This window comes from Actinotalea sp. C106, assembly GCF_023630195.1.
Lineage (GTDB): Bacteria > Actinomycetota > Actinomycetes > Actinomycetales > Cellulomonadaceae > Actinotalea.
Genome location: NZ_JALPKN010000014.1, coordinates 1 through 25424 on the forward strand (window position 1 = coordinate 1; position 25424 = coordinate 25424).

Below are 25424 nucleotides of genomic sequence, written 5' to 3' on the forward strand. Positions count from 1 at the left end.
GATCCGACTTGTGCAGCAGCAGGCCCCAGCGGCGCGGTCCGAGACCGGCGACGGTGCGCAGCGTGCTCATGCGGGCCCCTCTCGGCCAGATGGGGACGTTCGAGGCGCCCCGGGGCGGACCCCGGGGCGCCTCGGAGGGCCGGTACCGAGGTCAGGCCCCGGCGCCGGCCCGCAGCATCAGGAGATGCCGCCGCCGTGGCCGGGCTTCGGGCCCTTGCCCTTGCCCTTGCCCTTGCCCTTGCCGCGACCGTGGAGCGTCAGGTCGGCGACCGAACCGACCTTGGTGATCGAAGGCTTCTCGTACCCCATGATGGACTCCCATTCGACGTGCGACGCGTCTGTACGCCGCATGATGGGATGCTAGGGCGATACCAGCGTGATGTGTGTCAAATCGGACATTTTTCACCCGTTCGGTCTCGCACAGCGAGAGCACGCCGGCCGTGCTCAACGCAGGGCCACCGTCGCGAGGTACTCGGCCCGCGCGGCAAGGTCCCCGTCGGGCTCGTGCAGCGGGTTGTCCGGCAGGTCCTCGGGGTCTCGCGAGTCGCGGTGCTCGAGGAGGTGGCCGACGGCCTCGGTGACCAGGGCCACCACGCTCGACCACGTGGCAAGACGCACGCTCGTGAACCTCGTCCGCCCGGTCCGACCGTGGTCCCCCGGCCCCGGCACGGCGCTCCGCCGGTCCAACCCACGCAGGACGGCTCGCCAGGCGGCGCCGCGTCGCGAGCGCCACGGGAGCCTCGGGCAGTGCTCGGCCCCGAGGACGAGGGCCGCGCGGTCCAGGGCGCAGCGAACCAGCATGTCCAGACGCGCGGCCTCAGCCCGGTGCACCACCTCGACGGGGTCCTCGATCCGCGACCAGGCCGCCGCGACGTCCTTGAGCCACAGCAGCCGGTACGCCCCCGAGTGGGTCGCGTGGTACGCCAGATGGATCAGGGTGTCGGCGCGGTCGAGGGTGGGCAGCACGAGCGACCCGACCTGCACGCGCCGGCGACGCGCGAGCACCTCCCGGGTCCCCCAGCGCAGACCGGCCCGCAGGGCGGCGTCGTTCACGAGGTGCCAGTGCAGGTCCAGGACGGTCCCGCGCGGCAGGATGAACGTCAGCTCACCGCGCTCCTGGTCGCGGATCAGGCCCCAGTTGAGGTCGACCTGCTCCGCATCGAGTCCGAGCAGGAGGTCGATGACCTCGGGCAGCCGGGCCGGGTCCACGAGGAGGTCGAGGTCGAGGTAGCCGCGCATGTCCGGGTGCGGCCACAGGTCGACGGCGGCCACCGGACCCTTGACCACGGCCCAGGCGACATCGGCCTCGTCGAGGGCCTGCGCGACGGGCGCGAGGTCGGCGAGAGCTGTGAGGTGACGGAGCATCAGCTCGGTGCGGATCTCGGCGAGCTCGTCGGCGAGGCCCTCGGGAAGGTCCGCCGTCCGCGAGAGGTGCCGGGCCAGGGTCGGACCGAGCCGGTGCGCCTGGGCGACGGCCAGCACCTCGCGGGGGTCGGTCGACGCGAGACGCGGCTCGTCCCCCCAGCTCCGGGGTGGTTCCGCACCGGAGACGGCCTCGACCAGCAGTTCGACCACGGGGTGACGAGCAGGGGCCGGGCTCATCGCCGGACCTCCGCGAGCAGTGCTGCGCCCGTGCCCCGGACGGCCCCTGCCGTTCGGTGGCCGTCGAGCGCTACGCTCCGGCCATGAAGCTCCGTACCGAGGACGTGACGTGGCAGGAGATCGACGGCGAGCTCGTCATCCTGGACCTCGCGCAGTCCAGCTACCTCACCACCAACAAGACCGGGGCCTTCCTGGCCAACCTGCTGCTCGAGGAGACCGACGAGGCCGCGCTGACCCGGGCGCTGGCCGCGGAGTACGAGATCCCCGAGGAGGAGGCCGCCGCCGACGTGCGGACCTTCCTCGAGGAGCTGACCGCGCTGTCCCTGCTGGCCTGACCGACCATGCTCGGCCATGCGCGCCACCAGATCGTCTGAGCCCTGCACTCGGGAGCAAGGTCCCCTGGCCCCGCGTCCCCGCCTCATGGTCAGGCCTTGTCTCGGACGCCCGCTCGAGCGGAGCCTTCCCAGCCACGGGTCCACGAGCGATCGACCCACAGCGGCGACCAGTTCGGGTCCGGCACGCGCCGAACCCGCTCGCCCAGGGTCCGGACCGCGACACCGAGGAGCAGCAGCCGCACCCCGATCTCCGCACGCTTCGGCGCCCACCGCTTACGCGCCAAGGTCGCCTTGCCCGTCATGAGCAGACGGTGCTTGTGCGACTTGCGCTGGGACGATGCTCCGAAGGCGTGCAGGGCCACCGCCTCAGGGGTGATGGAGGGACGCATCCCGAGCTCCGCCGCCCGAAGGCTGAGGTCGGCGTCCTCGCCGTACATGAAGTAGTCCTCGTCCAGGCCCCCCAGGAGGTCCCACGTCGCGCGGGTCGTCATGAGCAGGCAGCCCGTGACGATCGGCACGGCTCGCATCGAGTCCCGCTGCCACGACCCCAAGGACTCCGGGTCCAGGATCTGCGAACCACGAAACGCCGTGCTGAGCCCGGTCGCGAAGCAGAACCAGCTCCACAGCGAGGGCGCGCCCCAGCAGGACCGTGGGTCCAGGCTTCCGTCCGGGTGGACGGTCCTGCCACCGATGATGCCGATCCCTGGATCGCGGTCGAGGGCCGCGACCAGGGCGTCGACACAACCGGACTCGACGACCGCATCGGGGTTGAGCAGCAGGACCTTGTCGCCGCTGCTTCGACGGACACCGAGGTTGCAACCTCGGGCGAAGCCGATGTTGTCCTCCGCGAGATGGAGGTCGACGCGATCGGCCCATCTGCCCAGCACCTGAAGGGTTGCCTCCTGCGAGGCGCTGTCGACCACGACGACCTCGAACGAGACGGTCGGACGTGCGTCGTCCAGGAGGGCGCTCAGGCAACGCTCCACCCATTCGGGGCCGTTGTGGGTGACGATCACTACCGAGACGTCGACGGACATGCGTGCTCTTCTCCTCGAGGGGACGACGGGCTCACGCGCTGCGCACCCGGTTGACGGCTCGCGTTCATGCGGTCACGCGCGAGGTGCGGTCGGTGGACCATGACACGTCACCCCGTGCACGGCGGACCTTGGCCACGCCGCGGCTGGCGAGGGTGAGGGCCAGAAAGGCGACGACGTCGAGAACGCCCACGGGCTTCTCCCGAACCGTCCGGAGGACCTGCTTGAGGCCGTGGCCATTCCCGTCCTCGGCACCCAGCTCGGCGTCCAGCGCACGGTTGCCGTTGACGACCCTGGCGCGGCGGGAGACCAGCGCGCGCGAGGTCCGCGCTGCGTGAACGACGAAGGGCGCGCTCACGAGCACGGTCTGGTCGCTGCGGAAGCGCCGGCGGACCCAGCCGTCGTCGTTGACGACGTCCGGGAGGACGCCAAGCATCTCGGTTCCGGCCGGGCTCATGGCGAAGAGTCCTGAACCCACCATCGACACGTTGGCGTACGGAAGCGCGGTCCACACCCGGTAGTACCGCCGCACGAGCCAGGAGCACCGCGAGGTGTCCACGACCAGTCGGGCGGACACCACGACAGGGTCGTGCCGGTCGACGGCACGGACGACCAGCCGCGCCGTCTCGGTCGGCAGCTCGACATCCGCGTCGAGGACGACCACCGCGCGGCCTCGGCACCGGTCGAGGGCGTGACGAAGCGCCTCGATCTTGGACGGACGCTCCAGCTCGACGACCTCGACGTCCACCGCGCTCCTCTCGCCGGCACGTCGGGCGACGTCGGCCGTGCCGTCCGTAGAACCGTTGCTCACCACGAGGACGTCGAAGTCGTCGGCGCTGGCATCGCGAAGGAGGACCTCGAGGCATCGCCCGATCACGGACTCCTCGTCGTGCGCCGGGATCACCACGGTCGTGCGGTGACCGGCGCGGGTGGCCAGCGCAGGGTGTGGCATCAGCTCTCGACCCTTCTCGTTCGGCAGACGGGGCTCAGACCGCAAGAGGACGCCGTGACGAGCTCTGGGCCGCCCGCAGCTCGTCGACCAGCCGACCCGGGGGCAGCTCGACGTCGGCGTAGGTCAGGGCGGTGTCCTTCGGGACGTCCCGCAGCAGGCGCGCGCCCTCGGCGACACCGATGGGCAGGAGCGCCTCGGCTGCCGTGACGTCCGCGCGTTCTGCCTCGCCGTAGTAGTGGTACCCGCCGAGGCCGTCCAGCACCGTCCCGGCCGTGAGGTCCGTCTTGGCCGTGGTGAGGACCTCGACGGTGGGCCGATCGAGCGGGACGAGGGTCGCCTCACCGAGGAGAGCTGCCCGCGCGATCGTGTTGGGCACCTCGAAGTGGCACAGGTGGTAGGGCGTGTAGAAGCTGTAGAGCGGTCCGGTGCCGAGCTTGTAGAGCTCGAGGTAGTGCCGCTGCTTGGGGTCGTCATGGGTCGCGAAGACGTACACCCCCGGCCCGGGCTGCGCGCCGACGACGTAGTCGACCGCGCCACCGAGGGCCCGCAGCTCGTCGACGTCGTACTGGGCCGTGAGGGTGTCGATGTGCTCGTGGTGGTCCCGGCCGAGCATCCCGCGGCGGTGCACGGACATGCCGGTGGCGTTGGCCACCACGGCCTGCTCGATGCTGATCTTGGTGCCGTCGGCGAAGCTCGTGACCATGTGCGGGTCCTGGCCCCAGCGTCGGGCGAACCCCTCCTGCGTGGTGGGGTTGCGGTAGGGGTCCTGCAAGCCCTTGATGTTGCCGCAGACGAGGGGCTCGAGGCCCATCCCCTTGACGAAGCGGAACAGGTTCATCTGCACGCCAGGCTGGTCCCCGTCGCAGCCGGTGTAGACCACCCCGGCCGCCGCTGCCCGGCGCGCGAGCTCGACGCCGACGGTCGCGTCGACCTCGGCGTTCATGAGGACGAGGTGCTTGCCGTGCTCGAAGCAGGACAGGGCGATGCGCGCGCCCAGCTCGACGGCCCCGGTCACGTCGACCACGACGTCGACCCCGTCAGCGCGGGTGACCGCCTCCATGTCCGGGGTGACGGCCGGTGTACCGGCGAGGATCGCACGATCCAGGGCCGCGGCGTCATCCACGTGCACGACGGCCTCGACCCCGGCCTCGGTGAAGGCCCGCTCGCCCTGCTCGGGCCGACGCGCGGCGATGGCCACGACCTCCATGCCCGGGACCGAGTTGACGATCTGGTTGACCAGACCGCGGCCCATGAAACCGGCGCCGACGAGCGCGACGCGGATCGGGCGGGAGTCGCGCTGCCGATCGGCGAGAAGCCTGTCGACGATGATCACTGCGCAGCCTCCATGCTCTCGACGAGCGGCCACGAGGCGTCCTTGTCGGAGATGACGGTCACCTCGTGCGGCCAGGAGATGCCGAAGGCGGGGTCGTCGTAGCGGTAGCCCTGCTCACCTCCAGGCACGTAGGGGCCGCTGACCTGGTACGTCACCTCGGCCCCGTCCACGAGGGTCTGGTAGCCGTGGGCGACGTAGGCGGGGATGAACAACGCCCGACGATTCTCGGCGGTGAGCTCGACCATGACGTGCTGGCCGTACGTCGGCGACTCGGGACGGACGTCGACCGCGACGTCGACGATCGCACCCGCGGTGCACCGGACGAGCTTGCCCTCGGCGTGCGGGGGCACCTGCCGGTGCAGGCCGCGCAGGGTGCCGGCCTTGTGGTTGTAGGACAGGTTGCACTGCGCGACGCCGACGTCGATGCCGTGGGCGGCGAACTCCTCGGAGTCGAAGGTCCTCGCGAACAACCCGCGGTCGTCGGTGAAGGGGTCCAGGTCGACGATGATCGCACCGTCGACCGCGGTGGTCGTGTACCTCATGGCTGCACCGTCCAGAAGAGCTTCTCGTCCACCTGGCCGGTGGCCATGAGGTGCTGGATCTGCTTGAGACGCGTGTGCCCGCGCCCCTGGAACGTGGAGGCGTCGAGGTCGATGCGCTCGAAGACCTCGCGCAGCTGCACCGCGCCCTTCTTGACGTCCCACTCGCACTCGAACCCCGGGAGCACGCGGCGGATCTTGTCGAAGGCCACCTGGTAGCTGCGGTTGTCGGCGCTCGGCGGGCCGAACGTCACCTCGCAGCCCGGGAACTCCGCGGCGACCGTCTCGGCGATCTCGCGGACGGTGCGGTTGTTCTCCTCGCTGCCCACGTTGAGGACCTGGGCGTGCACGTCCTCACGGGGGGCGGCGAGCACCATCCGGATCGCGCGGGCGATGTCCAGGCCGTGCACCAGCGGCCGCCAGGGCGTGCCGTCGCTCGTCATCGCGATGCTCTTCTCAGTCCAGGCGAGCCCGGCGAGGTTGTTGAGCACGATGTCGAACCGCATGCGCGGGGAGGCGCCGAAGGCCGTCGCGTTGCGCAGGAAGGTCGGCGAGAAGGAGTCGTCCGCGAGCGGGGTCACGTCTCGCTCGACCAGCGCCTTGCAGCGCGCGTACGCGGTCTGCGGGTTGGTCGGGCTCGTCTCGTCGACCACGCCGTCGGCCACGCCGTAGACGCTGCACGAGGACATGTAGACGAAGCGCGAGACCCCGGCCTCCTTGGCGAGGGTCGCCAGGTGCACCGAGCCGTGGTGGTTGATGTCGTAGGTGACGTCACCGATGAGGTCACCGATGGGGTCGTTGCTGAGCTCGGCCATGTGGACCACGGCGTCGAAGCCCTCGAGGTCCGCAACCGTGAGGTCACGGATGTCCTTGGAGATGGTCCGGGGCACCTCGGGCGAGCCGTGGTACAGCCAGCCGTAGCGGTAGTAACCCGTGTCGACGCCCACGACGTCGTGCCCCTCCGCGAGGAGGGTGGGGGCGAGCAGGGAGCCGAGGTACCCCTCGGTACCGGTGACGAGAACGCGCACGGTCAGTCCTTCCAGATCTTCCACGGGGCGGTGCCGGAGTCCCAGAGCTTGTTGAGCTCGGTCCAGTCCCGGAAGGTGTCCATCCCCATCCAGAAACCCTGGTGCTCGAAGACCGACAGCTGGCGGTCCCGGGCGAGGGTCTGCAGGGGTGCGGACTCGAGCATCATGTCGACGTCGTCCGGGATGTACTTCTCGACGAACTCGCGCTCGAAGAGGAAGAAGCCGCCGTTGACCCAGCCCTCGGCGAGGGTGGGCTTCTCGTTGAACTCGGTGACGGTCGAGCCGTCGACGTGCATCTCGCCGTAGCGGCTGCTCGGGTGGACACCGGTGAGGGTGCCCAGCAGGCCCGAGCGCTCGTGGTGCTCGACGAGCGAGGTGATGTCGACGTCCCCGATGCCGTCGCCGTAGGTCAGGGCGAAGCGGGGGGCGTCGAGGTGCTGGGCCAGCCGGGCGACACGCGCACCCGTGCCGGTCGTCAGCCCGGTCTCGACGAAGGTGATCTCCCAGTCCTCGTGACCGGCCTCGTTGTGGAACTCGGGCTCGTCCCCGTTGCCCAGGTGCAGGGTGAAGTCCGACGTGAGGTGCCGGTAGTCGAGGAAGTACTGCTTGATCAGCTCGGACTTGTACCCGAGGGCCAGCACGAACTTGCGGAAGCCGTGCTCGCTGTACGTCTTCATGACGTGCCACAGGATCGGCCGGCCGCCGATGTCGACGAGCGGCTTGGGCAGCTTCTCGCTCGCCTCGCGCAGCCGCGTCCCCATGCCACCGCACAGGATCACTACCGGGATGTCCGCGATGTCCGTACCCATGCCCCCGCCTCTTCTCCGTCTCTGCGAGCACACCTACCGCGCTCGTCTCGGGGCCCAGCGTATGACAACCAATGTGGCGAAACTGGACAGGTCGGTCAGATTCACCCGTTCGCGCCCAGACCATGACGGATCGGTGATGCATCATGGACCCAGGCCCGATGACGAGCTCCCCCGCCCGCACCACGAACGGACATCATGGACCTCTGGACCCTCGTCAGGACGACCCTGCGACGCTGGTACGTCGCCCTGCCGATCGTGGTGGGCGCCGCGGTGTTCGGCTACACGCTCGCCGAGGACCTCCCGCCGGTGTATGTGGCGACCTCCTCCGCGATCCTCACCGGACCCGAGATCGTCGACGGCACCGAGGAGGGCGAGACGGTCGACGTCAACCCCTACCTCCAGCTCGGCGGGTCCCTCACCACCACGACCCAGGTGCTGGTCGTGCTGATGGACAGCACGCCCGCGCGCTTCAAGTACGAGGAGCTGGGCCTCGAGCCCGACTACGAGGTCACACGCGCCGACGCCGTGATGTTCTTCGACGTCGAAGGATCTGATCCGGACAACGTCGTCGAGACGGCCAACCGGCTCGTCGAACTCGCTGACACCGAGCTCGCGGACCTGCAGGGGGAGATCTCCTCCGCCCCCGAGCTGCGTGCCCAGGCCGTGCCCCTCAGCGTCCCGCAGGTCGCGGACGAGGACACCGGTGGTGGCCTGACTCTCATGGCGGTGGTCGGCGTCGTGGGGCTGGTCCTCGGCGTCGTGGCGGCCGTGGCCCTGGACGGAGTCCTGCTCTGGCGCCGGCGCCGGCGCGAGGGCGACGCGACCGAGGGCAACGCGACCGAGGACACCGTCGGCTCCGACGACACCGAGCGGACAGCTGAACCGGAGGTCCCCTCCGAGGCGGCCCGCAGCGACGAGGACGGCGGCGAGGAGAGCACGGCCGAGGAGCACACGACTCGCGCGTGGGCACCCGCGGAGGAGGAAGTCGGGGACGACGAGGGCGACCAGCCCCGTGGCCTCCACCGCGAGCCGACCCCGTCGGGCGAAGAGCTCGACGCCGAGGACCCCGAGACCGTGCGTGAGCCCGCCGGTCACCGCACCACGTGAGCACCGGCACGTGCACGGCCGGGCCGGCGGACCGGTCGTGGCTTCGCGACCCCCTCGTCGTCGTCTACGCCTTCGTCGTCGTCGGGGTCGCTCTCCCGGCCCGTCTCATCTTCGCCCCACTGGGTGCGCTTGGCGCACCAGCCGTCATCATCACGATCGGCGCCGTGGGCTGGTGGGGCCTCGCGATGCTCCGACCCGGGTCGCTCTCGGGGCGCTTCCACCCTCCCCGTGTCGCCCTCATCACCTTCGCGCTCGTCGCGCTGACCACGTACGGGGTAGGGCTCACGAACACGTTGAGCGCGACCGAGGCCAACGCGAGCCTGCGGACGCTGCTCGCCATCCTCGGCTTCGTCGCTCTGGGGCTGATCGCGGCTGACGCGGTCCACGACCGCGACCACCTCGACCGGCTGCTCCGACTCGTCGTGGCGGCGGTGACGCTGCTGGCCCTCATGGGCATCGTCCAGTTCGTCACCGGCCTCGCCCCGCCCGACTACATCCGCATCCCGGGGCTGGTGCTCCAGGAGACCGAGATCAACGTCGAACGGTCGATCTTCACCCGCATCCAGGCGACCGCCCTGCACCCCATCGAGTTCGGCGTCGTGCTTGCGGTAGCCCTGCCCCTGGCACTGCACTACGCCCTCCACGGTGCACGGGGGCAGCGGCCGTCCCGGTGGCGCTGGGTCCCCCCGGTGCTGATGATCGTCGCCTCCCCCATGGCCGTGTCACGCTCCTCGGTGCTCGGCATCGCCGTGGCAGGGGTGCTGCTGGCCCTCACCTGGCCCATGCACCTGCGCGTCAAGGCCGCTCTCGCCGGTGCGCTGCTGCTGGTGGCCATGCGGGCGCTGTTCCCGGGGCTCCTCGGGACGCTCCGCAGCATGTTCCTCTTCGTCGGTGAGGACCCGAGCATCTCAGGCCGCACCGAGGACTACGCGAAGGTGGCCGAGTTCTTCGGCGAGCGCCCGTGGCTCGGGCGCGGGCTGGGCACCCTGGTGCCGGCCGAGCACTTCTTCCTGGACAACGAGTACCTCGGCATCCTCATCTCCTCCGGGCTGCTCGGACTGGCAGCACTCATCGCCCTCTTCGTCGTGGCCATGGGCACAGGCCGAGGGGTCTACCTCCACGCCTCCGACCCTGCAGCGCGCTCCCTCGGTCAGGCGCTGATGGCCGCCACCGCGGTCAGCGCGGTGACGTGGTTGACCTACGACGGCATGGGCTTCCGGCTGAACGCCGGGCTCGCCTTCATCCTCATCGGCGCCGTCGGCGCGCTCTGGCGCCTGGAGGTCGGAACTCTCCGGTGGGGCCGAGGAGCCGACCACTCGCATCCCCAGATCCCGACAGGTGCGGCGGCCCCTGAGGCCGCTGCGGCGGCAGGGCTGGCGCGATGAACGCGGACCCCCGACGTCGGAGAACCCGCCTCGTGGTCGTCACCGCGACCCTCGGCCTGCTGGCGGTGCTCGTCGGCGGCGTGGCCGTGGCGAGCCGTCTCGACCTGCTCCCGGGCACCGCGGACGAGGCGGGAGCGCCCAACGGCTGCGACGCAGGCTGCGACGAGGACCCGCAGGAGTCGAGCCCGCCGGAGGACAGCAGCACCGGTGTGCCAGCCGGGACCGACCTCGTCGACACCGAACCGGGCACCTTCGACGAGGACGGGCTCGTGCTCGACGGGGTGACCATCTCGGGCGACGTGCTCCTCACAGGCTCGGACCAGACCCTGCGGAACAGCCGTGTCGACGGGCACGTGATCGTGCGAGGGACCGACGTCACGCTCGAGGACTCCGAGCTGGGCGCCCTGTCGATCTCGGGTGCCCAAGGCGTCGTCGCGTCGCGGCTCGAGATCTTCGGCTTGCTGGGCAGCGACGGCTTCCACGTGACCTCGGACGTCGGCCCTGTCCGAGACGTCGTCATCGAGGACTCCTGGGTCCACTCGCCGAGCGTGACCCCCGAGAGCCACTACGACGGCATCCAGGTCCGCGGTGTCCAAGGCCTGGAGATCCGCGGCAACTACTTCGACCTCGGCCCGTGGGAAGAGCCCTACACCTCGGCGATCCTCCTCCAGCAGGCGAACGGCGGAAACAGCGACGTCCTCATCGACGGCAACTGGATCGACGGCGGGGGCTTCGCGCTCTACGTCGGCGGGGCAGACGTCGTCGTGACGAACAACAAGTTCGGACGGAACGCCAACTGGGGCCTGCTCCACGGCGACGCCGACCCCTTCACCGAGGAGGGCAACACCTGGGCGGACACCGGTGAGGCGGTGACGCTCCAATGATCCCCACGGCACCGGGCGGCCCCTGTCAGGACAGCCAGGGCGCCCCCTCGACGCCGACCGTCGCCCTGGAGGACCAGACCGTGCGAGTTGTGTACAGCTTTCCCCATCCCCTCGACCGCCCCGGCATCGCGGTCACAGCGCTCAACCAGGTCCGCGGGCTAGCCGCCTGCGGGGTCGAGGTCACCCTCTTCTGCACGTCGGTGGGGGAGGTCGAGCTGCCCGACTCCGTCACGGTGCACCAGACGATGATGGTCCGAGGCCGCCGCGTGCCCCATCGCGCCGTCGGGGTACAGCGGGCGTACTCGTACCACGACGCCGTCGTGGCGCGCTGGCTCCGCCGGAACCCCGGAGCCGTCGACCTCGTCCACGCGTGGCCTCGCGGTTGCCTGCGCACCCTGCAGCAGGCCGCCGCGCTCGGGATCCCCGGGCTGCGCGAGTCGCCGAACCCTCATACGGCCAGCGTGCAGCGCGAGTCCGCCCGGGCCGTCGCCCACGCGGGCGCTCCCCTCGGACGCGGCCACTCGCACAGTCCCGACGCCGCCGTGCTCGCCCGGGAGCGCCGCGAGTACGGCGCTGCGGCCTGGATCCTGGTCCCGTCGGACTACGCCTACCAGGAGTTCCTCAACGAGGGGGTCGCCGCCACCTCGCTGCTCCAGCACCGCTACGGGTGCGACCTCACGCGGTTCCCCGCACGCTCGGGTCCTCACGCGCAGGACCGTCCGTTCACGGCTGCCTTTGTCGGCAGGGGCGATCCCACCAAAGGGCTGCACGTCGGCCTGACAGCATGGCGGAGGGCTGCGGTACCCGGCGGACGGTTCAAGATCGCAGGCAGCATCCAGGAGGGCTACCGCGCAAGGATCGCCGACGATCTCGCTGCGGACGGGGTCGAGGAAGCCGGGTTCGTCGACGACCCGTCCGTCCTGCTGCGCGAAGCCGACGTCCTGATCCTCCCCTCGTGGACCGAAGGGAGCGCGCTCGTCGTCCTGGAGGCGCAGGCATCAGGGTGCATACCGCTCGTGAGTGCCGCGAGCGGTGCGACCGGAGACAGGGGGCTCGACTACGTCCAGCACGAGGTCGGCGACGTCGACACGCTCGCCGAGCAGATCCGCGAGCTCGCCCAGGACGCTGCACGACGGCGTGAGCTCTCCGCACGGGGGACAGCTCGCCGCGCAGAGCTCTCCTGGGAGGCCGCAGCGCGGGTCCTCGTCCAGCTCTACCGTGACGCCCTGGCCGCGCAGCTGCCCGCGCCCGGACGCACCGACGCGCCACGGGGCGTCAGGGGACGTCTCGCCTTGGGGGCGCGCCGTCGACTCAGAGCGCGGTTCGGCATCTGGGTGCTCTACGAGGCACGGAACAAGGTCCTGGGTATGCCGGGAGCGATCGCAGGGCTCCTCCGGGAGGACGCCGAGGTGCGCCGGCTCCGGCACACCACGCACGTCCCACCCGCCACCGTCACGACCGTCATGCCGACCTACCGCCGGCCGGAGGCGCTGCAGCGCGCCGTGGCGAGCGCTCTGGGGCAGGACTGGAACGACCACACGGTGATCGTCGTCGACGACGGCGGGGGCTTGCCCGACCTGCCTGAAGACCCGCGGCTCGTCGCGGTCTCGCTCCGGAGCAACACCTCTCGCGTGAGCCTGGTGCGCAACGTCGGGCTCCGCCTGGCGCGCTCGCCGTACGTCGCCTTCCTCGACGACGACAACGAGTGGCGCCCCCAGCACCTCACCGTGGCGCTCGAGGCGCTCGAGCAGGGCGTGGACGTCGTCTACACCGCCGTCGAGCGAGCCCGCCCCGACGGCCGGACCCACGACGTGCTCTCGGCGCCGTTCGACCGCCGGACCCTCGCCGATGCCTCCTACGTGGACACGAACAGCCTCGTGGTGCGCCACGGCCGTGGCGTCCGCTTCAGCCGACTCGACCGGCCGCGCACGATGCTGCCCAAGGAGGACTGGGAGTTCGTGTGGCGTCTGAGCCGACGCCACCGGACCGTGCACCTTCCCATCCCGACCGTGCGCTACCTGATGAACCCGGACAGCTACTACACGACATGGGGCTCGGGGGACGAGCTCACGGCGCCCGACCTGGGGACCACGGGGGTCTCCACATGACCCGGCGGACCAGAGCGACGGACCCGAACCTCTCGGCGGAGACCGGCGCCGTACCGAACGACCACGTCCCACCGGACGAGGAGGTCTCGACCGGGACCCTGGCGTCCGGCACCCGGTGGATGGTCGTCGGTCGCCTCGTCACTCAGGCTTCACGGTTCCTGGTCTCGATCATTCTCGCGCGCCTGCTGACACCCGAGGCGTTCGGCATCGTTGCTGTGGCGATGACGACGATCCTCGCCCTGGAGGTGCTCAAGGACCTGGGTACCGGCTCGGCCCTGATCCAGCGCGCCTCGGTCGATCAACGGCTCATCAGCAGCGTCTTCTACCTGAACATCGCGATGGGCGTGCTCAGCGCTGGCATCATGGCCCTCGGGGCGCCGTTCATCGCCGGAGTCTTCGGCTCACCCGATGCCGCCCCGGTGGTCCGGGCGCTGTCGTTGGTGCTCCTCATCGGCGGCTTGTCACAGACCCACCACGCCATCCTGCGCCGCAGGATGAACTTCAACGCGGTCGCTGCGATCGACATGACGGGTGCACTCACGACGGGCATCGTCAGCATCGCCCTCGCCGTGGCGGGCCTCGGTGTCTGGGCGATGGTGTGGGGCAACGTCGCCGGTGTGGTCGCCGGCACGGTTGTGGCGCTCCTACGCTCCGGCTGGCAGCCGAGTGCGACGTTCAGCCCCGCAGCGCTGCGCAGCATCGCCGCCTTCAGTCTCAACACCGCGGCCTTCAACCTCACCACCTTCGTCCTGCGCAACTCCGACAAGGTCCTCGTCGGGCGCTGGCTGGGCGCTTCTCCCCTGGGGATCTACACCCTCGCCCAGCGGACGATCAGCTACCCGGTGGAGTCCATCGCCCAGGTCCTGATGACGGTCCTGTTCCCCGCCTTCTCCAGACTCCAGGACGACCACGAGGCGCTGCGCAACGGCTACCTGCGCGCCCTCGGTGCGATCGCCTTCGTGACGCTCCCGGTCATGGTCGGTGCCGCGGCCGTCGCGACCCCCCTCGTGCACACCGTCTTCGGGGACCAGTGGCTGGACCTGATCCCGCTGCTGTGGTTCATGGCGCCCGCCGGAGCCCTCGCCGCACTCATGAGTGCGATCAACACCCTCTACAGCGCCAAGGGCAGGGCGGACTGGATGTTCCGGTGGGGGCTCGCCAGCGGAGCCTTCACCCTGCTCGCGTTCGCCGTCGGCCTCCAGTGGGGGCTGCTCGGCCTGGCCATCGCCTACCTCGTGGCGATGACTGTCCAGACGCCGGTAGGGCTCGCGGTCGCCGGCAGCCTGATCGAGCTGCCGTTGGGTCGCGTGCTTCGGACCTTGACGCCGTACCTCCTGATGACGATGACGATGGCCGCCGGAGCCTGGTCCACGGCGACCTGGATCGAATCGACCGGCGCCTCGCACCCGCTCGCTCTCGCAGCGGCGGTCGGGGTCGGCGCACTTCTCTATGGCGGTACGGCGTTGCTCCTGCGTCCCCCTGCGGTCAAGGACGTCGCGAGGATCGTCACCTCCCGACGTGGAGGGGGAGCCTGACAGGCCGCTCCGCACGTCGGCCGCCCCCGCGGCACCCTCAGGTAGGCGATGCCTCGTGACGTCGCGCCAGGGCTTCCAGCTCGTCGAGACGCCGGCCCAGCTGGGGTCGCTCAGGGACGCCTGCCACGGCAAGGACGTCACGCCAGCGGTGAGCCCAGTCGTGACGGCGCAGGCACTCGACGATCCCGGCCCGGCTGGCTCGGTCGCGACGGTCACCGTCGCGTTCCACGGTCTCGATGACGGTCATCACGTCCGGTGCCGGCGCTCGGAGCGGCACGACGGCGTCGGTCCAGCCGAAACAGTCCTCGAAGTCTGAGGTCTCGGCGGCTGAGCCGAGCATCACCGCACCTGCGGCGAGCACCTCGAAGTACCTGTTGGTCAAGGACTCCTCGCCACCCGTGCGCGCGGTCCGGCCAGGATCGTCATTGTTCCGGTAGACCACCGAGTAGCGGCTGCGCCGCAGCATCGCCGCCAAGGCAGCACGGTGCTCGCGGTGGCCGGTGACCTGGAACGCCCCGTGGACAGTGTCGTAGTGGTAGTAGATGTCGCCAGCAGCCATCGCGTCGAGCAGTGCGTCGTGAGTCTCGGGAAGGCGGCGCCCATAGCTCGAGACGTCGATGCACCGCGCGCCGTCCGGCGTCGGAGGCGCGAACAGAGCCGTGTCGACGGCCGTCGGCAGATAGGTGCACGGCACCCCCGTGATCCTCTCGACCGCGGGGATCGCCCCCCGGCTGAAGAGGAAGATGTGGTCGAACCCGCGCAGCTGGCGCAGGTAGTCCGCGACGCCGTCGACCTCGGTAGTCCAGAGCTCGACGATGAAGGCGACCTTGACCCGAGAGCGGGCGAGCTGGTCCCGGACGTGGGGCAGGGCGCCGATCTCGTGCGGATGGGCGAAGACCGCGAAGAACAACTCGGCGTCGATCGTCGCCGACGGAGGGCGCAGAGCGCTGCGCCGCGGCCGCCCCAGTGCCTTGCGCGCACGGTTCGCCGCACCGTGGAGCACGGCGCGCGCCGGCCCGGCTGGTTGCGCGTCAGGGGTGAGGAGGAGGACGTCGTCAACCTGGGCGATGACGTCCTCGAACTCGAACTGCGACGCCTGCCACACGTAGCTTCCGGCCTGACGGCGCGACAGCACGACCGTTCTCGGCGTGACGGCCGCGCCTGGAAGCTGCGACTCGTCCGACTCGCCTGAATGCCTCACCGAACACAGCCTCATCTCAGAAGGGGCCGACGGCTGCACCACCTGGCGCCGCCCGGCAAGGGCCGGGCCCCGCGGATGGCGCCCGGTACATCGTCCCTACCCTGCCCGAGGAGCCCTGAGAGCGTAAAGCCGTCACCCGTATGGACTAACAGGTAACGATTCGGCTACGATCGCCGCGACCTGCCCGCCTCGGAAGGACCCCCGTGAATCCGTCTGCAGGCCGTGCCTGGCGCCTTCCCGCCACGTGCGCTCTCCTTGCCCTTTCGTTGTCCTCGTGCGGGACGACAGACACCGTCGACGTGCCACCTCCCGTCCTGAGCGACGGCCTCGAGGAACTCACCACGAGCGACCCGAGCCCCACGACCGAGCCCTCGGTGACACCCGAGGCAGAGCCCGAGGTCACGAAAGACCCCGAACCCGCCCCCACCCAGAGCGAGGCCCCTGCGGAGGCCCCTGCCCCCAGCGAGACCTCGGCGCCTCGTGACCCCACGGGCACGGCCGAGGACCAGGTCGACCGCTCGCAGGACCCGGCCCGTCCGGCCCCGCCGGACGGGAGCACGACGGAGCCGACCGACGACGCGTCACCCGCCACGCCCTCGTCCGGGGACATCGCTGACGTCACCGGACGCACCTCGAGCAAGGCACTCACGCCCATGGCGGGCGGATGGCGTACCGATTCCGGCGTCGTCCTCGAAGATGTCGTCATCGACGACGACGTGACGTTCGCCGGGGACGACGTCACCTTGCGCAACGTCAGGATCAACGGCGAGGTGATCTTCCGGGGCGACGGCGCGGTGCTGGCCGACTCTGAGGTCGGGGCGCTGTCACTCTCCGGGACGACCGACTTCCACGGTCGTGGGATCGAGATCTTCGGCGCGACGGGGCGGGACGGGGTGCACATCACGTCCGACAGCGGGCGCGCCTCCGACGTGGTCCTGGAGGACGTGTGGGTGCACAGCCCCAAGGTCACTCCCACGTCGCACTACGACGGCATCCAGGTCCGGGGTGTCGACAACCTTGTGATGCGCCGCCTCCACATCGACCTCGGGCCCCGCGAGCCGCAGCACAACGCTGCCCTCTACCTGCAGGACGCCCAGGGCGGTAACCAGGATGTGCTGGTGGAGGACTCCACCTTCCTCGGCGGTGGGTACGTGATGTACATCTTCGCCGAGGACGTGAAGGTCCGACGCAGCACCATGGGGCAGGGCAACTGGGGGCACCTCTACCCTCGGTCGCCGCTCAGCAGCTTCAGCGAGTTCGACGACAACGTGACCGTAGGTGGCGATGCCCTCGAGCTGGGCTCGGAGCCGGGTGGCGCCGCCTTCGTCGCACGCGAGGCCCGCTGAGGACGCGCACGCGAGTCCTCGCCCGCGCAGCATCGCGCGGGCGAGGACTTCTCAGGAACACCGAGCACCGACCGATAGCCAGGACGACGCCTGTCGCTTCCTGACGTGAGGTCTGCCACCGTGCCACCCCTGATTCACTCGTCCGCCACGCACCGAACCCGCCGTGCGGTGGCTCGTGGCCTGGCCATCGGGCTGGTCCTGGTCCTCGCCCAGACGATCGTCCCCGCCACCGGCTCCGTAGCCAGCTCGTTCGACCTGGTCGCCACCGTCACCGGTGCGACGACCCTCCCCCCCGGCGGGTCCAGCTCGATGAAGGTCACCTACGCCAAGAACGGCACCAACGTGCCCACCGCCACCCTCACGCTGCAAAGACTCACCTCCGGGACCTGGAACGACGCCGCGAACGTCACCATCACCCGCGGCTCCGGTCAACGAGCCCTGCGCCCCAAGACCACCACCACCTACCGCCTGCGCAACTACAACAGCTCCGCAGTCACCGCACCCTTCACCATCAAGGTCGCCAGCTCGTTCGACCTGGTCGCCACCGTCACCGGTGCGACGACCCTCCCCCCCGGCGGGTCCAGCTCGATGAAGGTCACCTACGCCAAGAACGGCACCAACGTGCCCACCGCCACCCTCACGCTGCAAAGACTCACCTCCGGGACCTGGAACGACGCCGCGAACGTCACCATCACCCGCGGCTCCGGTCAACGAGCCCTGCGCCCCAAGACCACCACCACCTACCGCCTGCGCAACTACAACAGCTCCGCAGTCACCGCACCCTTCACCATCAAGGTCGCCGCCCCCGCGGACAGCACCAGGACCGTGGCGTCACGCCACTCGTCGCTCCCCGATGGGCGGTCCGTGGGCGTGCCTGTCGGCCGAGACCTGACCCGGTCCGGCGCTACATCGATCGCCCCGTCGCGAACGACCATCAAGGACATGCACTACACCGGTGACCTTCGCGTCACCGGACAGGACGTCACACTTCAGAACGTGCTCGTCGATGGAGAGGTCGTCATCCGCGGGTCATCCAGGGTCACCGTCATCGACTCGAGCGTCGGTGCGTTCAGCATCTCCGGGTCGACCGATGTCACAGCCCGACGGCTGGACGTCTTCGGTTCGCTCGGGCGTGACGGCCTGCACATCACGTCCGACTCGGGACGGTCAGCACGCGTCCTCGTCGAGGACTCGCGGATCCACTCGCCCCAGGTCACGGCGACGAGCCACTACGACGGTGTCCAGGTGCGCGGGGTCGACGACCTGACCCTCCGGGGGAACTCGTTCGAGCTGGGGCCGCACCGCGAACTGCACCAGCTCAATGCGGCGGTCTTCCTCCAAGAGGCCAACGGCGGCAACACAGCGGTCCTCGTCACCGAGAACTGGATCGACGGTGGCGGCTACTCGATGTATCTGTCCGGGAAGGACGTGACCGTCGCGCGCAACCGGTTCGGAGACAACCACCGCTGGGGCCTGCTCTACCCGGCGTCCAACCTCAGCTCGGTGAACCTCGTCGACAACGTCTCACTCCGAACAGGAGCGCCCGCACTGCCCTGAGGGTCTGTCCTCAGGACAGCCCGCGGAAGACCTCGATGTAAGCCGTGGCCTGGGTGCTCCAGCGCAGGTGCTCCTCGATGCGCTTGCGGCCCAGGGCGCCCATCTCGTGACGGCGCTCGGGGTCGTCGAGCAACATGGCGATGCCACGGGCCAGGGCGCCGTCGTCGTCCTCGTGGACCACGAGGCCGGCCGCACCGGCCGAGCGCCGGTTCTCGGTGAGGTCGAAGCCCACCACGGGCAGCTCGTAGGCCATGTACTCCATGGTCTTGTTCATGGTGGACTTGTCGTTGAAGTCGTTGACCGGGTCGGGGGTGACGCCCAGGTCGGCGCTCGAGAGCCAACGGCTGATCTCGGCCGGGCCGACCTTGCCGGTGAAGGTCACGTACTCGTCGAGTCCCAGGCGCGTGCACTGGGCGCGCAGGTCCTCGAGGCAGTCCCCGAAGCCCATCAGGCCGAAGTGCGCATCGGTGCGCCCGAGCACGTTCACGTAGTGGTCGATCGCACCGAGCAACCGGTCGACGCCGTCCTGGGGCCCCATGATGCCGAGGTAGCAGACCAGGTGCTCGCGGCCGTGACGCAGGGCCGGGTCGGGCTCCTCGCTGCGCATGCGGTCGGGGTCGGGGGCGCTCATCACGATCGTCGAGCGCTCGAGGGGGACCTTGCCGCGGGTGGTCGCGATCTCGCGGTAGGACTCGTTGGTCGAGATGACGTGGTCGGCCGTGGCGTAGGTGGCGCGCTCGAGCAGCAGGAGCCCGCGGTGGAGCAGACCCCGGCGGCCGAACCGGGCCTCGAAGACCTCGGGGCACAGGTCGTGCTGGTCGTAGACGAACTTCTTCCGTCCCACGAGCTTGTGCAGCCGCGCGAGCAGCCAGTACGTGTCCGGCGGGTTGCAGGCCTGCAGGACGTCGAAGCCCTCGTTCCGCCGCACGTGGACCGACAGCACCGCGGTGCGCAGCCACGCGTAGACGAACTCGATGAAGTAGCCGAGGATCCCCGACCGTGCCTTGGCGGGCGGGTAGGTGTGGATCCGGACGCCGTCCAGCGTGCGGTGCGCGGGCTGGCCGACCTCACGCGGGCAGATCACCGAGACCTGGTGACCCGCGGCCACCAAGGCCTGGCACTCGAGCCAGACGCGTCGGTCGAGGGGGACGGAGAGGTTCTGCACGACGACGAGGACGCGCGCGGGTCGTAGGGTCACAGGGGGCTCCAGATCGAGGTCGCGGACACGAGGGACCGGTCGAGGTCAGCAAGGGATGGCGCTCCCGCGAGGGCCATGACGTGGGTCAGGTCGGCACGCAGGGCCTCGAGGGCCTCGACCACACCGGCCTCCCCCCCTGCGGCGAGACCCCAGACCACCGGTCGGCCGACCATGACGGCCGATGCGCCGAGAGCCAGCGCGATGAGGCAGTCCAGGCCGGAGCGGATTCCGCCGTCCACCAGGACAGGGCCCCGGCCGGCGACGGCGTCGACGACCTCGGGCAGGGCGATGGCGCTGGGCACGGCCCGGTCGAGCTGGCGACCGCCGTGGTTGGAGACGACGACCCCGGCGGCGCCCGCGTCGAGGCAGGCGACGGCCTCGTCACCGCGGAGCACGCCCTTGACGAGCACGGGCAGGCCGCTGGCCTCGGCGAGCCACGAGATGGCCTCGAGGGTGATCGTCGGGTCCTGCTCCGCCGCGCGCCGGGCATCGGCCCGGTCGGGGTCGAGGTGCTGCTGCAGGTTCACCAGGAAGTGGTCGTCCGGGATCGCGATCCGGGTGCCCGTCACGCGCCGCTTGACGCCCACGTAGGGGGTGTCCCCCGTGAGCACGAGGGCCCGGGCGCCAGCGCTGACGGCCCGCTCGACCAGACGCAGGGTCAGGTCGCGGTCCCGCATCGCGTAGACCTGGAACCACCACGGTGCGGACCCCGCCGCGGCGACCTCCTCGAGGGGGGTCGAGGAACGTGTCGACAGCGCGAGCAGGCTCCCGGTCGCGGCCGCCGCGCGGGCAGTGGCCCGCTCCCCCTCGGTGTGGGCCAGCCCCTGGAAGGCCGTGGGGGCCAGCACCACGGGCGAGGAGACCTCAGCGCCGAGGAGCGAGGTGGACAGGTCGACCCGCCCGACGTCCCGCAGCACCCGGGGACGCACCCGGTAGTGCTCCCAGGCCGTCCGGGACTCGTGCAGGGTCGTCTCGGCTCCGGCACCTGCGGCGAAGTAGTCGTAGACCTCCGCCGGGAGCAGGGCTGCGGCCTTGTCCTCGTGCTCGGCCAGGGCGGTGAGGGTCATCGCGGTGCGGTCGACCGGACCGCGGCTCTCAGTAGGCACCTGCCCCACCGATCACTGCGCGCCCTGTCTTCCACAGGATCATCAGGTCCATCATCACCGACCAGTTGTCGACGTAGCGCAGGTCGAGGCGCACCGACTCCTCCCAGTCCAGGTCGGCACGGCCGCTCACCTGCCACAGCCCGGTCAGGCCTGGGCGCACGTGCAGCCGACGGTGCACCGCGTCGTGGTACTGCTCGACCTCGGAGACGAGCGGCGGACGGGGCCCGACGAGGGACATGTCGCCCTTGACGATGTTGAACAGCTGGGGCAGCTCGTCGAGGGAGTACTTGCGCAGGAACCGTCCGACCGGCGTGATCCGGGGGTCCGCGTGCATCTTGAACATGGGACCGTCGCGGTCGCTGCTGGCGAGGAGCTCTTCCCGGCGCCGGTCGGCGTCGACGTACATGCTGCGCAGCTTGTACATCGTGAACTCGCGGCCGTCGATGCCCACGCGGGTCTGCCGGAAGAAGGCCTTCCCGGGTGAGGTCACCCGCACCGCGAGCGCAGCACCGGCGATCAGCGGCATGGCCACGAGGGCGAGAGCGGTGCCGAGGACCCGGTCCAGGGTCGCCTTGGCGAGCATCCTGCGCTTGGAGGCACCGACCTCGACCTTGAGCAGCGACAGGGTGGTGGTCGGCTTGAGCGACAGACGCGGGCCCACGACCTCGACGAGGTCGGGTGCGACGAGCAGCTCGGCCCTCGCCTTGCCCAGAGCCCAGGACAACCGTCGCAGCGCGTCACCGCGGAGCACCGAGCCCGCCACGACCACCGCGTCGACCCCGTGGTCGACGACGACCTGAGGCACGTCGGCGATCGCCCCGAGCACCTCCACGTGCTGCTCCGCAGGGGACAGCGTCACGTCGAGGGAGGGGGTGCACGCACCGACCACCTGGTAGCCGTGGTAGGCCGAGCTCGAGAGCTCCTCGGTCAACCGCGCGACCTGGGTCGGGTCCCCGACCACGAGGGTGCGGATCGTCCCGACCCCGCGACGGCGCCGGTGATGCAGCACCCGACGCTGCGCGTAGCGGGCGAGGCAGGACATGAGCACCGCGGTCGGGACCGCGATGAAGACGAGGCGCCGCGGCACAGCGACCTGCGTGGTGTAGGCCGCCGCCATGAGGCCCGCGGCGAGGAGCAGGCCACCCTGCACGACCGACTGGAACTCGGCGGGCCCGTCGCCCAAGGCGCTGAGCTCGTAGCCACGCATCACGGCGACCGCGAGGGCGAAGCCCAGTCCCGTCACGACCCCAGCGGCGACCGTGACCTGGTCGAGGCCGACGATCGTCGTCAGCGCGGTGATGCTCACGGCGGTGCCGAGGACGACGTCCGCGACGACGGCGAGGAGCATGTACCGCAGCGCGGCGCGCTCCCACCCCACGCGGCGGTGATTCTCGAGGTCCTGGAGGCTGCGCTGCGGGGGATCGAAGGGCTGCTGCGAGGCCCAGGACCGCCGAGGGCCCGATGTCCGCCCTCGCCGCTCACCCCGTGCCGAGCGTTCGATGTCGCGATGCGCAGTTACCGTCACAGGTCTACCCCCAAAGTCCGTCGTCGGACTTGAGGGTATACCGACCTATACGCCCCGAAGGTGCGAACTGTCCGATTTCACCCGGTTGCCAGGGTCACGTCTCAGGCTGGCGCGTGGAAGCGCTGCTGGGCGGCGGTCAGGCCGTCGCGGACCACCATCTCGACCGCGTCGGCGGCGGCGTCCACGAGCCACGGCAGCTCCTTGCGCTCCGCCGCGGCGAAGTCCTTGAGGACGTAGTCCGCAGCCTCCATCCGTCCGGGCGGCCGACCGACCCCGACGCGGACCCGGAGGTAGTCACGGGTGCCCAGGGCCGAGGAGATGCTCCGCAGACCGTTGTGGCCGCCCTCCCCGCCGCCGGCCTTCAGACGGACCTGCAGGTAGGGGATGTCGAGCTCGTCGTGGACCACGAGCACGCGCTCGGGCGGGACCTGCAGGTACTGCGCGAGGGCGCCCACGGGGCCACCCGAGGTGTTCATGTACGTGGTCGGCCGTGCGATGACCACGCGGGGGCCGGGCGCGCCACCGGGCAAGGTCCCCAGGCGCACGTCGGCGACCTGGGCACGGCTGCGGTGCGTGACGAGGCTCGCCCGGCAGCGGCCGAGCAGCTCGTCGAGGACCATGTGGCCCACGTTGTGACGGTTGCCGGCGTAGGCCGGCCCCGGGTTGCCGAGGCCCACCACCAGCCAGGGATCGCTCACGGTCGACGTCACCGCCTTCGTCCGGGTGCACGCGACGCCCGGCCCCCTCGGGACCGGGCGTCGTCACGCACGGAGGATCAGACCACGCCCCCGACGGGGCGGTGGCTCAGGACTCGTCTGCTGCGGCGGAGGCGGCGGACTGGGCCGAGGCCTCCTCGGCGATGGCCGCCTCGAGGGCGTCGTCCTCGGCCGAGGCACGCGGGGTCGAGATCGCGATGATGAGGTCCTCGGGGTCACCCTCGTAGGAGGCGCCCTCGGGGAGCACGAGGTCGCCACCGCGCACCGAGGCGCCGTCCTCGAGCCCCTCGATCGAGACCTCGACCCACTCGGGGAGGTTCGTGGCCTCGGCCTCGAGCTGGACGGCCTGGGTCTCGACGACGTGGATGGTGCCGGGGGCCGACTCGCCCACCACGTGCACGTTCACCTCGACGGTGACCTTCTCGCCCTTGCGGACCTCGAGCAGGTCGATGTGCTCGATGAACCCCTTGATCGGGTCGCGCTGGACGTCCTTGGCGATCGCGAGGGTCTTCTTGCCGTCGAGCTCGACCGCGTAGAGCGCGTTCGAGTGCTTGAGGGCCAGCATCGTGGCGTGGCCGGGCAGCGTGATGTGCACGGGCTTCTCGCCGTGGCCGTACAGCACGGCGGGGACCTGGTCGGCGCGACGGATACGGCGGGCGGCGCCCTTGCCGAACTCGGTGCGGACGGTGGCGAGCAGCTTGACCTCGGACACGGGGAACTCCTGGAGTCGGTGGGTACTGGACGTCGGTGGCTGGCCAGCTGCACGAGCAGGCACCAGCGGGGCGGCGGCCTCGGCGCGGGACACAGAACGGACGCGCGCGCACGACCGCCGCGTCGATCACGGAGCCGTACCGGATGTCGCGGGGACTCCCCGCACCGGCCGTCCGACGTCCCTCGCCGAGGCAACCAGGGGAGTCTACCCGTTCCCGGCGGCGCCGACGACCCGCCTGGTCAGGCGGGCCGCGCGGTGCGGCGGGTCAGAGTTCAGGCGGCACCGTCGAAGAGGGAGGTCACCGAGCCGTCGTCGAAGACCTCGCGGATCGCGCGGGCGAGGAGCGGCGCGATGGACAGCACCGTGAGCTTGTCGAACTGCCGGTCCTCGGAGATCGGCAGGGTGTCGGTCACGATGACCTCGCGCGCCCCGCACTCGGTCAGGCGCTGGGCCGCCGGGTGGGACAGCACGCCGTGGGTCGCGGCCACGATGACGTCCTTGGCCCCGGCCGCGAGGACGACCCGCACGGCCTCCGAGATGGTGCCGCCGGTGTCGATGAGGTCGTCGGTGAGGATCGCGGTGCGCCCCTCGACGTCGCCCACCACGCGGTTCGCGACAGCACGGTTGGGCGTGGTGACGTCACGGGTCTTGTGGATGAAGGCCAGCGGGCAGCCGCCGAGCTTCTCGGCCCACTGCTCGGCCACACGGATGCGGCCCGCGTCGGGCGAGACGACCGCCACGTTGCTCTGGTCGACCCTGGTCCGCACGTAGTCCACGAGCAAGGGCATCGCCCACAGGTGGTCGACGGGTCCGTCGAAGAACCCCTGGGTCTGGGCCGCGTGCAGGTCCACGCTCATGAGGCGGTCGGCCCCGGCCGTCTTGAACAGGTCGGCCATGAGCCGGGCCGAGATCGGCTCGCGGCCCCGGTGCTTCTTGTCCTGGCGCGAGTAGCCGTAGAACGGCTGGACCACGGTGATCGTCTTGGCCGAGGCCCGCTTGAGGGCGTCGACCATGATGAGCTGCTCCATGATCCACTCGTTGATCGGCGCCGTGTGGCTCTGCAGCACGAAGGCGTCGGCCCCGCGCACGCTCTCGCCGTACCGGACGTAGATCTCGCCGTTGGCGAAGTCGTAGGCCGTGGTCGGCACGAGCTCGACGTCGAGCCCGCGGGCGACGTCCTCGGCGAGCTCGGGGTGCGCCCGGCCCGAGACGAGGACGAGACGCTTGGCGCCGTCGGCGGAGGTGATCCCGGTCATCGCGTCAGTGCCCTTCGGTGGTGTGGCCTGCATCGGGGGCGCCCCCTGCACCATGCTGCTCCCGCTCGGCTCGCGCCTGCGGGGAGAGTCCCTCGTCGCCGTCCCCCTCGCCCAGGGCCGCGGCCGCGGCCTCGGCCGACGGGGTGAAGTCGGATC

The 25424-nt window shown here is 70.7% G+C and carries 23 protein-coding genes; 8 read left to right on the forward strand and 15 right to left on the reverse strand.

The features are described 5' to 3' along the window. Window positions 1-177: 177 nt before the first annotated feature. Window positions 178-351 (reverse strand): lasso RiPP family leader peptide-containing protein, encoded by a 174-nt coding sequence (locus tag L0B03_RS02000; RefSeq protein WP_250443461.1) that lies wholly within the window; start codon window positions 349-351, stop codon window positions 178-180. A 93-nt stretch (window positions 352-444) separates the two neighbouring features. Beyond that, window positions 445-1602 (reverse strand): nucleotidyltransferase family protein, encoded by a 1158-nt coding sequence (locus tag L0B03_RS02005; protein WP_250443464.1) that lies wholly within the window; start codon window positions 1600-1602, stop codon window positions 445-447. 83 nt (window positions 1603-1685) lie between these two features. On the opposite strand from L0B03_RS02005, the gene L0B03_RS02010 reads away from it, so the two are divergent. Beyond that, entirely contained in the window at window positions 1686-1937 is a 252-nt protein-coding gene (locus L0B03_RS02010) for a PqqD family protein (protein ID WP_250443467.1), read from the forward strand. An 89-nt stretch (window positions 1938-2026) separates the two neighbouring features. On the opposite strand, the gene L0B03_RS02015 is transcribed toward L0B03_RS02010, so the two are convergent. The 6 genes from L0B03_RS02015 to L0B03_RS02040 form a co-directional block, all read right to left on the reverse strand. Beyond that, window positions 2027-2974, reverse strand: a complete 948-nt coding sequence (locus L0B03_RS02015) for a glycosyltransferase family 2 protein (RefSeq protein WP_250443470.1) — start codon at window positions 2972-2974, stop codon at window positions 2027-2029. 64 nt (window positions 2975-3038) lie between these two features. Continuing rightward, window positions 3039-3923: a glycosyltransferase family A protein gene (locus L0B03_RS02020; RefSeq protein ID WP_250443473.1), complete on the reverse strand. Its 885-nt coding sequence runs from the start codon at window positions 3921-3923 to the stop codon at window positions 3039-3041. 34 nt (window positions 3924-3957) lie between these two features. After that, window positions 3958-5256, reverse strand: a complete 1299-nt coding sequence (locus L0B03_RS02025; RefSeq protein ID WP_250443476.1) for a Gfo/Idh/MocA family oxidoreductase — start codon at window positions 5254-5256, stop codon at window positions 3958-3960. Continuing rightward, window positions 5253-5798 (reverse strand): dTDP-4-dehydrorhamnose 3,5-epimerase, encoded by a 546-nt coding sequence (gene rfbC, locus L0B03_RS02030; RefSeq protein ID WP_250443478.1) that lies wholly within the window; start codon window positions 5796-5798, stop codon window positions 5253-5255. Before rfbC ends, L0B03_RS02025 begins: the two co-directional genes overlap by 4 nt. Continuing rightward, a complete protein-coding gene (locus L0B03_RS02035; RefSeq protein ID WP_250443481.1) occupies window positions 5795-6823 on the reverse strand; it encodes an SDR family oxidoreductase in 1029 nt (342 codons plus the stop codon). Before L0B03_RS02035 ends, rfbC begins: the two co-directional genes overlap by 4 nt. A gap of 2 nt (window positions 6824-6825) precedes the next feature. Further along, on the reverse strand, window positions 6826-7632 hold the full coding sequence (locus L0B03_RS02040; RefSeq protein WP_250443484.1) for a glucose-1-phosphate cytidylyltransferase: 807 nt from the start codon (window positions 7630-7632) through the stop codon (window positions 6826-6828). 195 nt (window positions 7633-7827) lie between these two features. Between L0B03_RS02040 and L0B03_RS02045 the strand changes: the two genes are divergently transcribed. From L0B03_RS02045 to L0B03_RS02065, 5 genes are all read left to right on the forward strand, one after another. Further along, window positions 7828-8739: a hypothetical protein gene (locus L0B03_RS02045; protein WP_250443488.1), complete on the forward strand. Its 912-nt coding sequence runs from the start codon at window positions 7828-7830 to the stop codon at window positions 8737-8739. Then, the gene (locus L0B03_RS19480) at window positions 8736-10124 is read left to right on the forward strand and encodes an O-antigen ligase family protein (RefSeq protein ID WP_250443491.1); all 1389 of its coding nucleotides are present in this window, start codon (window positions 8736-8738) and stop codon (window positions 10122-10124) included. Before L0B03_RS02045 ends, L0B03_RS19480 begins: the two co-directional genes overlap by 4 nt. Further along, on the forward strand, window positions 10121-11008 hold the full coding sequence (locus tag L0B03_RS02055; protein ID WP_250443494.1) for a right-handed parallel beta-helix repeat-containing protein: 888 nt from the start codon (window positions 10121-10123) through the stop codon (window positions 11006-11008). Before L0B03_RS19480 ends, L0B03_RS02055 begins: the two co-directional genes overlap by 4 nt. Window positions 11009-11088: 80 nt before the next feature. Continuing rightward, window positions 11089-13116 carry a glycosyltransferase gene (locus L0B03_RS02060; protein WP_250443497.1) on the forward strand — a complete coding sequence of 676 codons (2028 nt, stop codon included), beginning with the start codon at window positions 11089-11091 and terminating at the stop codon, window positions 13114-13116. After that, the gene (locus L0B03_RS02065; RefSeq protein WP_250443500.1) at window positions 13113-14651 is read left to right on the forward strand and encodes a lipopolysaccharide biosynthesis protein; all 1539 of its coding nucleotides are present in this window, start codon (window positions 13113-13115) and stop codon (window positions 14649-14651) included. The genes L0B03_RS02060 and L0B03_RS02065 overlap by 4 nt, the downstream gene beginning before the upstream one ends. 37 nt (window positions 14652-14688) lie before the next feature. On the opposite strand, the gene L0B03_RS02070 is transcribed toward L0B03_RS02065, so the two are convergent. Continuing rightward, window positions 14689-15786, reverse strand: coding sequence for a glycosyltransferase (locus L0B03_RS02070; RefSeq protein ID WP_250443503.1), 1098 nt, complete (start codon window positions 15784-15786; stop codon window positions 14689-14691). 365 nt (window positions 15787-16151) lie between these two features. On the opposite strand from L0B03_RS02070, the gene L0B03_RS02075 reads away from it, so the two are divergent. Together L0B03_RS02075 and L0B03_RS19485 are read left to right on the forward strand one after the other, a co-directional pair. Continuing rightward, window positions 16152-17198 (forward strand): hypothetical protein, encoded by a 1047-nt coding sequence (locus tag L0B03_RS02075; protein ID WP_250443506.1) that lies wholly within the window; start codon window positions 16152-16154, stop codon window positions 17196-17198. A 168-nt stretch (window positions 17199-17366) separates the two neighbouring features. After that, the gene (locus L0B03_RS19485) at window positions 17367-18755 is read left to right on the forward strand and encodes a right-handed parallel beta-helix repeat-containing protein (protein ID WP_250443509.1); all 1389 of its coding nucleotides are present in this window, start codon (window positions 17367-17369) and stop codon (window positions 18753-18755) included. A gap of 10 nt (window positions 18756-18765) precedes the next feature. Here L0B03_RS19485 and L0B03_RS02085 read toward each other — a convergent pair whose 3' ends face one another. The 6 genes from L0B03_RS02085 to L0B03_RS02110 all read right to left on the reverse strand — a co-directional run bounded on the left by L0B03_RS02085 (window position 18766) and on the right by L0B03_RS02110 (window position 25268). Beyond that, window positions 18766-19953 carry a glycosyltransferase family 4 protein gene (locus L0B03_RS02085; protein ID WP_250443511.1) on the reverse strand — a complete coding sequence of 396 codons (1188 nt, stop codon included), beginning with the start codon at window positions 19951-19953 and terminating at the stop codon, window positions 18766-18768. Next, window positions 19950-21059 carry an alpha-hydroxy acid oxidase gene (locus L0B03_RS02090; RefSeq protein WP_250443514.1) on the reverse strand — a complete coding sequence of 370 codons (1110 nt, stop codon included), beginning with the start codon at window positions 21057-21059 and terminating at the stop codon, window positions 19950-19952. Before L0B03_RS02090 ends, L0B03_RS02085 begins: the two co-directional genes overlap by 4 nt. Then, window positions 21049-22437: a sugar transferase gene (locus L0B03_RS02095; RefSeq protein ID WP_250443516.1), complete on the reverse strand. Its 1389-nt coding sequence runs from the start codon at window positions 22435-22437 to the stop codon at window positions 21049-21051. The genes L0B03_RS02090 and L0B03_RS02095 overlap by 11 nt, the downstream gene beginning before the upstream one ends. A gap of 248 nt (window positions 22438-22685) precedes the next feature. Beyond that, window positions 22686-23282, reverse strand: a complete 597-nt coding sequence (pth, locus tag L0B03_RS02100) for an aminoacyl-tRNA hydrolase (RefSeq protein ID WP_250443518.1) — start codon at window positions 23280-23282, stop codon at window positions 22686-22688. Between the two features lie 106 nt (window positions 23283-23388). Further along, window positions 23389-24012 carry a 50S ribosomal protein L25/general stress protein Ctc gene (locus tag L0B03_RS02105; RefSeq protein ID WP_250443521.1) on the reverse strand — a complete coding sequence of 208 codons (624 nt, stop codon included), beginning with the start codon at window positions 24010-24012 and terminating at the stop codon, window positions 23389-23391. 272 nt (window positions 24013-24284) lie between these two features. Beyond that, a complete protein-coding gene (locus L0B03_RS02110; protein ID WP_250443523.1) occupies window positions 24285-25268 on the reverse strand; it encodes a ribose-phosphate diphosphokinase in 984 nt (327 codons plus the stop codon). Window positions 25269-25424: the final 156 nt, after the last annotated feature.

Coding starts and splice junctions, on each gene's coding strand:
- L0B03_RS02000 (WP_250443461.1), bottom strand. CDS start 351: ATGCGGCGTACAGACGCGTCGCACGTCGAATGGGAGTCCATCATGGGG.
- L0B03_RS02005 (WP_250443464.1), bottom strand. CDS start 1,602: ATGAGCCCGGCCCCTGCTCGTCACCCCGTGGTCGAACTGCTGGTCGAG.
- L0B03_RS02010 (WP_250443467.1), top strand. CDS start 1,686: ATGAAGCTCCGTACCGAGGACGTGACGTGGCAGGAGATCGACGGCGAG.
- L0B03_RS02015 (WP_250443470.1), bottom strand. CDS start 2,974: ATGTCCGTCGACGTCTCGGTAGTGATCGTCACCCACAACGGCCCCGAA.
- L0B03_RS02020 (WP_250443473.1), bottom strand. CDS start 3,923: ATGCCACACCCTGCGCTGGCCACCCGCGCCGGTCACCGCACGACCGTG.
- rfbC (WP_250443478.1), bottom strand. CDS start 5,798: ATGAGGTACACGACCACCGCGGTCGACGGTGCGATCATCGTCGACCTG.
- L0B03_RS02040 (WP_250443484.1), bottom strand. CDS start 7,632: ATGGGTACGGACATCGCGGACATCCCGGTAGTGATCCTGTGCGGTGGC.
- L0B03_RS02045 (WP_250443488.1), top strand. CDS start 7,828: ATGGACCTCTGGACCCTCGTCAGGACGACCCTGCGACGCTGGTACGTC.
- L0B03_RS02055 (WP_250443494.1), top strand. CDS start 10,121: ATGAACGCGGACCCCCGACGTCGGAGAACCCGCCTCGTGGTCGTCACC.
- L0B03_RS02065 (WP_250443500.1), top strand. CDS start 13,113: ATGACCCGGCGGACCAGAGCGACGGACCCGAACCTCTCGGCGGAGACC.
- L0B03_RS02110 (WP_250443523.1), bottom strand. CDS start 25,268: ATGACCGGGATCACCTCCGCCGACGGCGCCAAGCGTCTCGTCCTCGTC.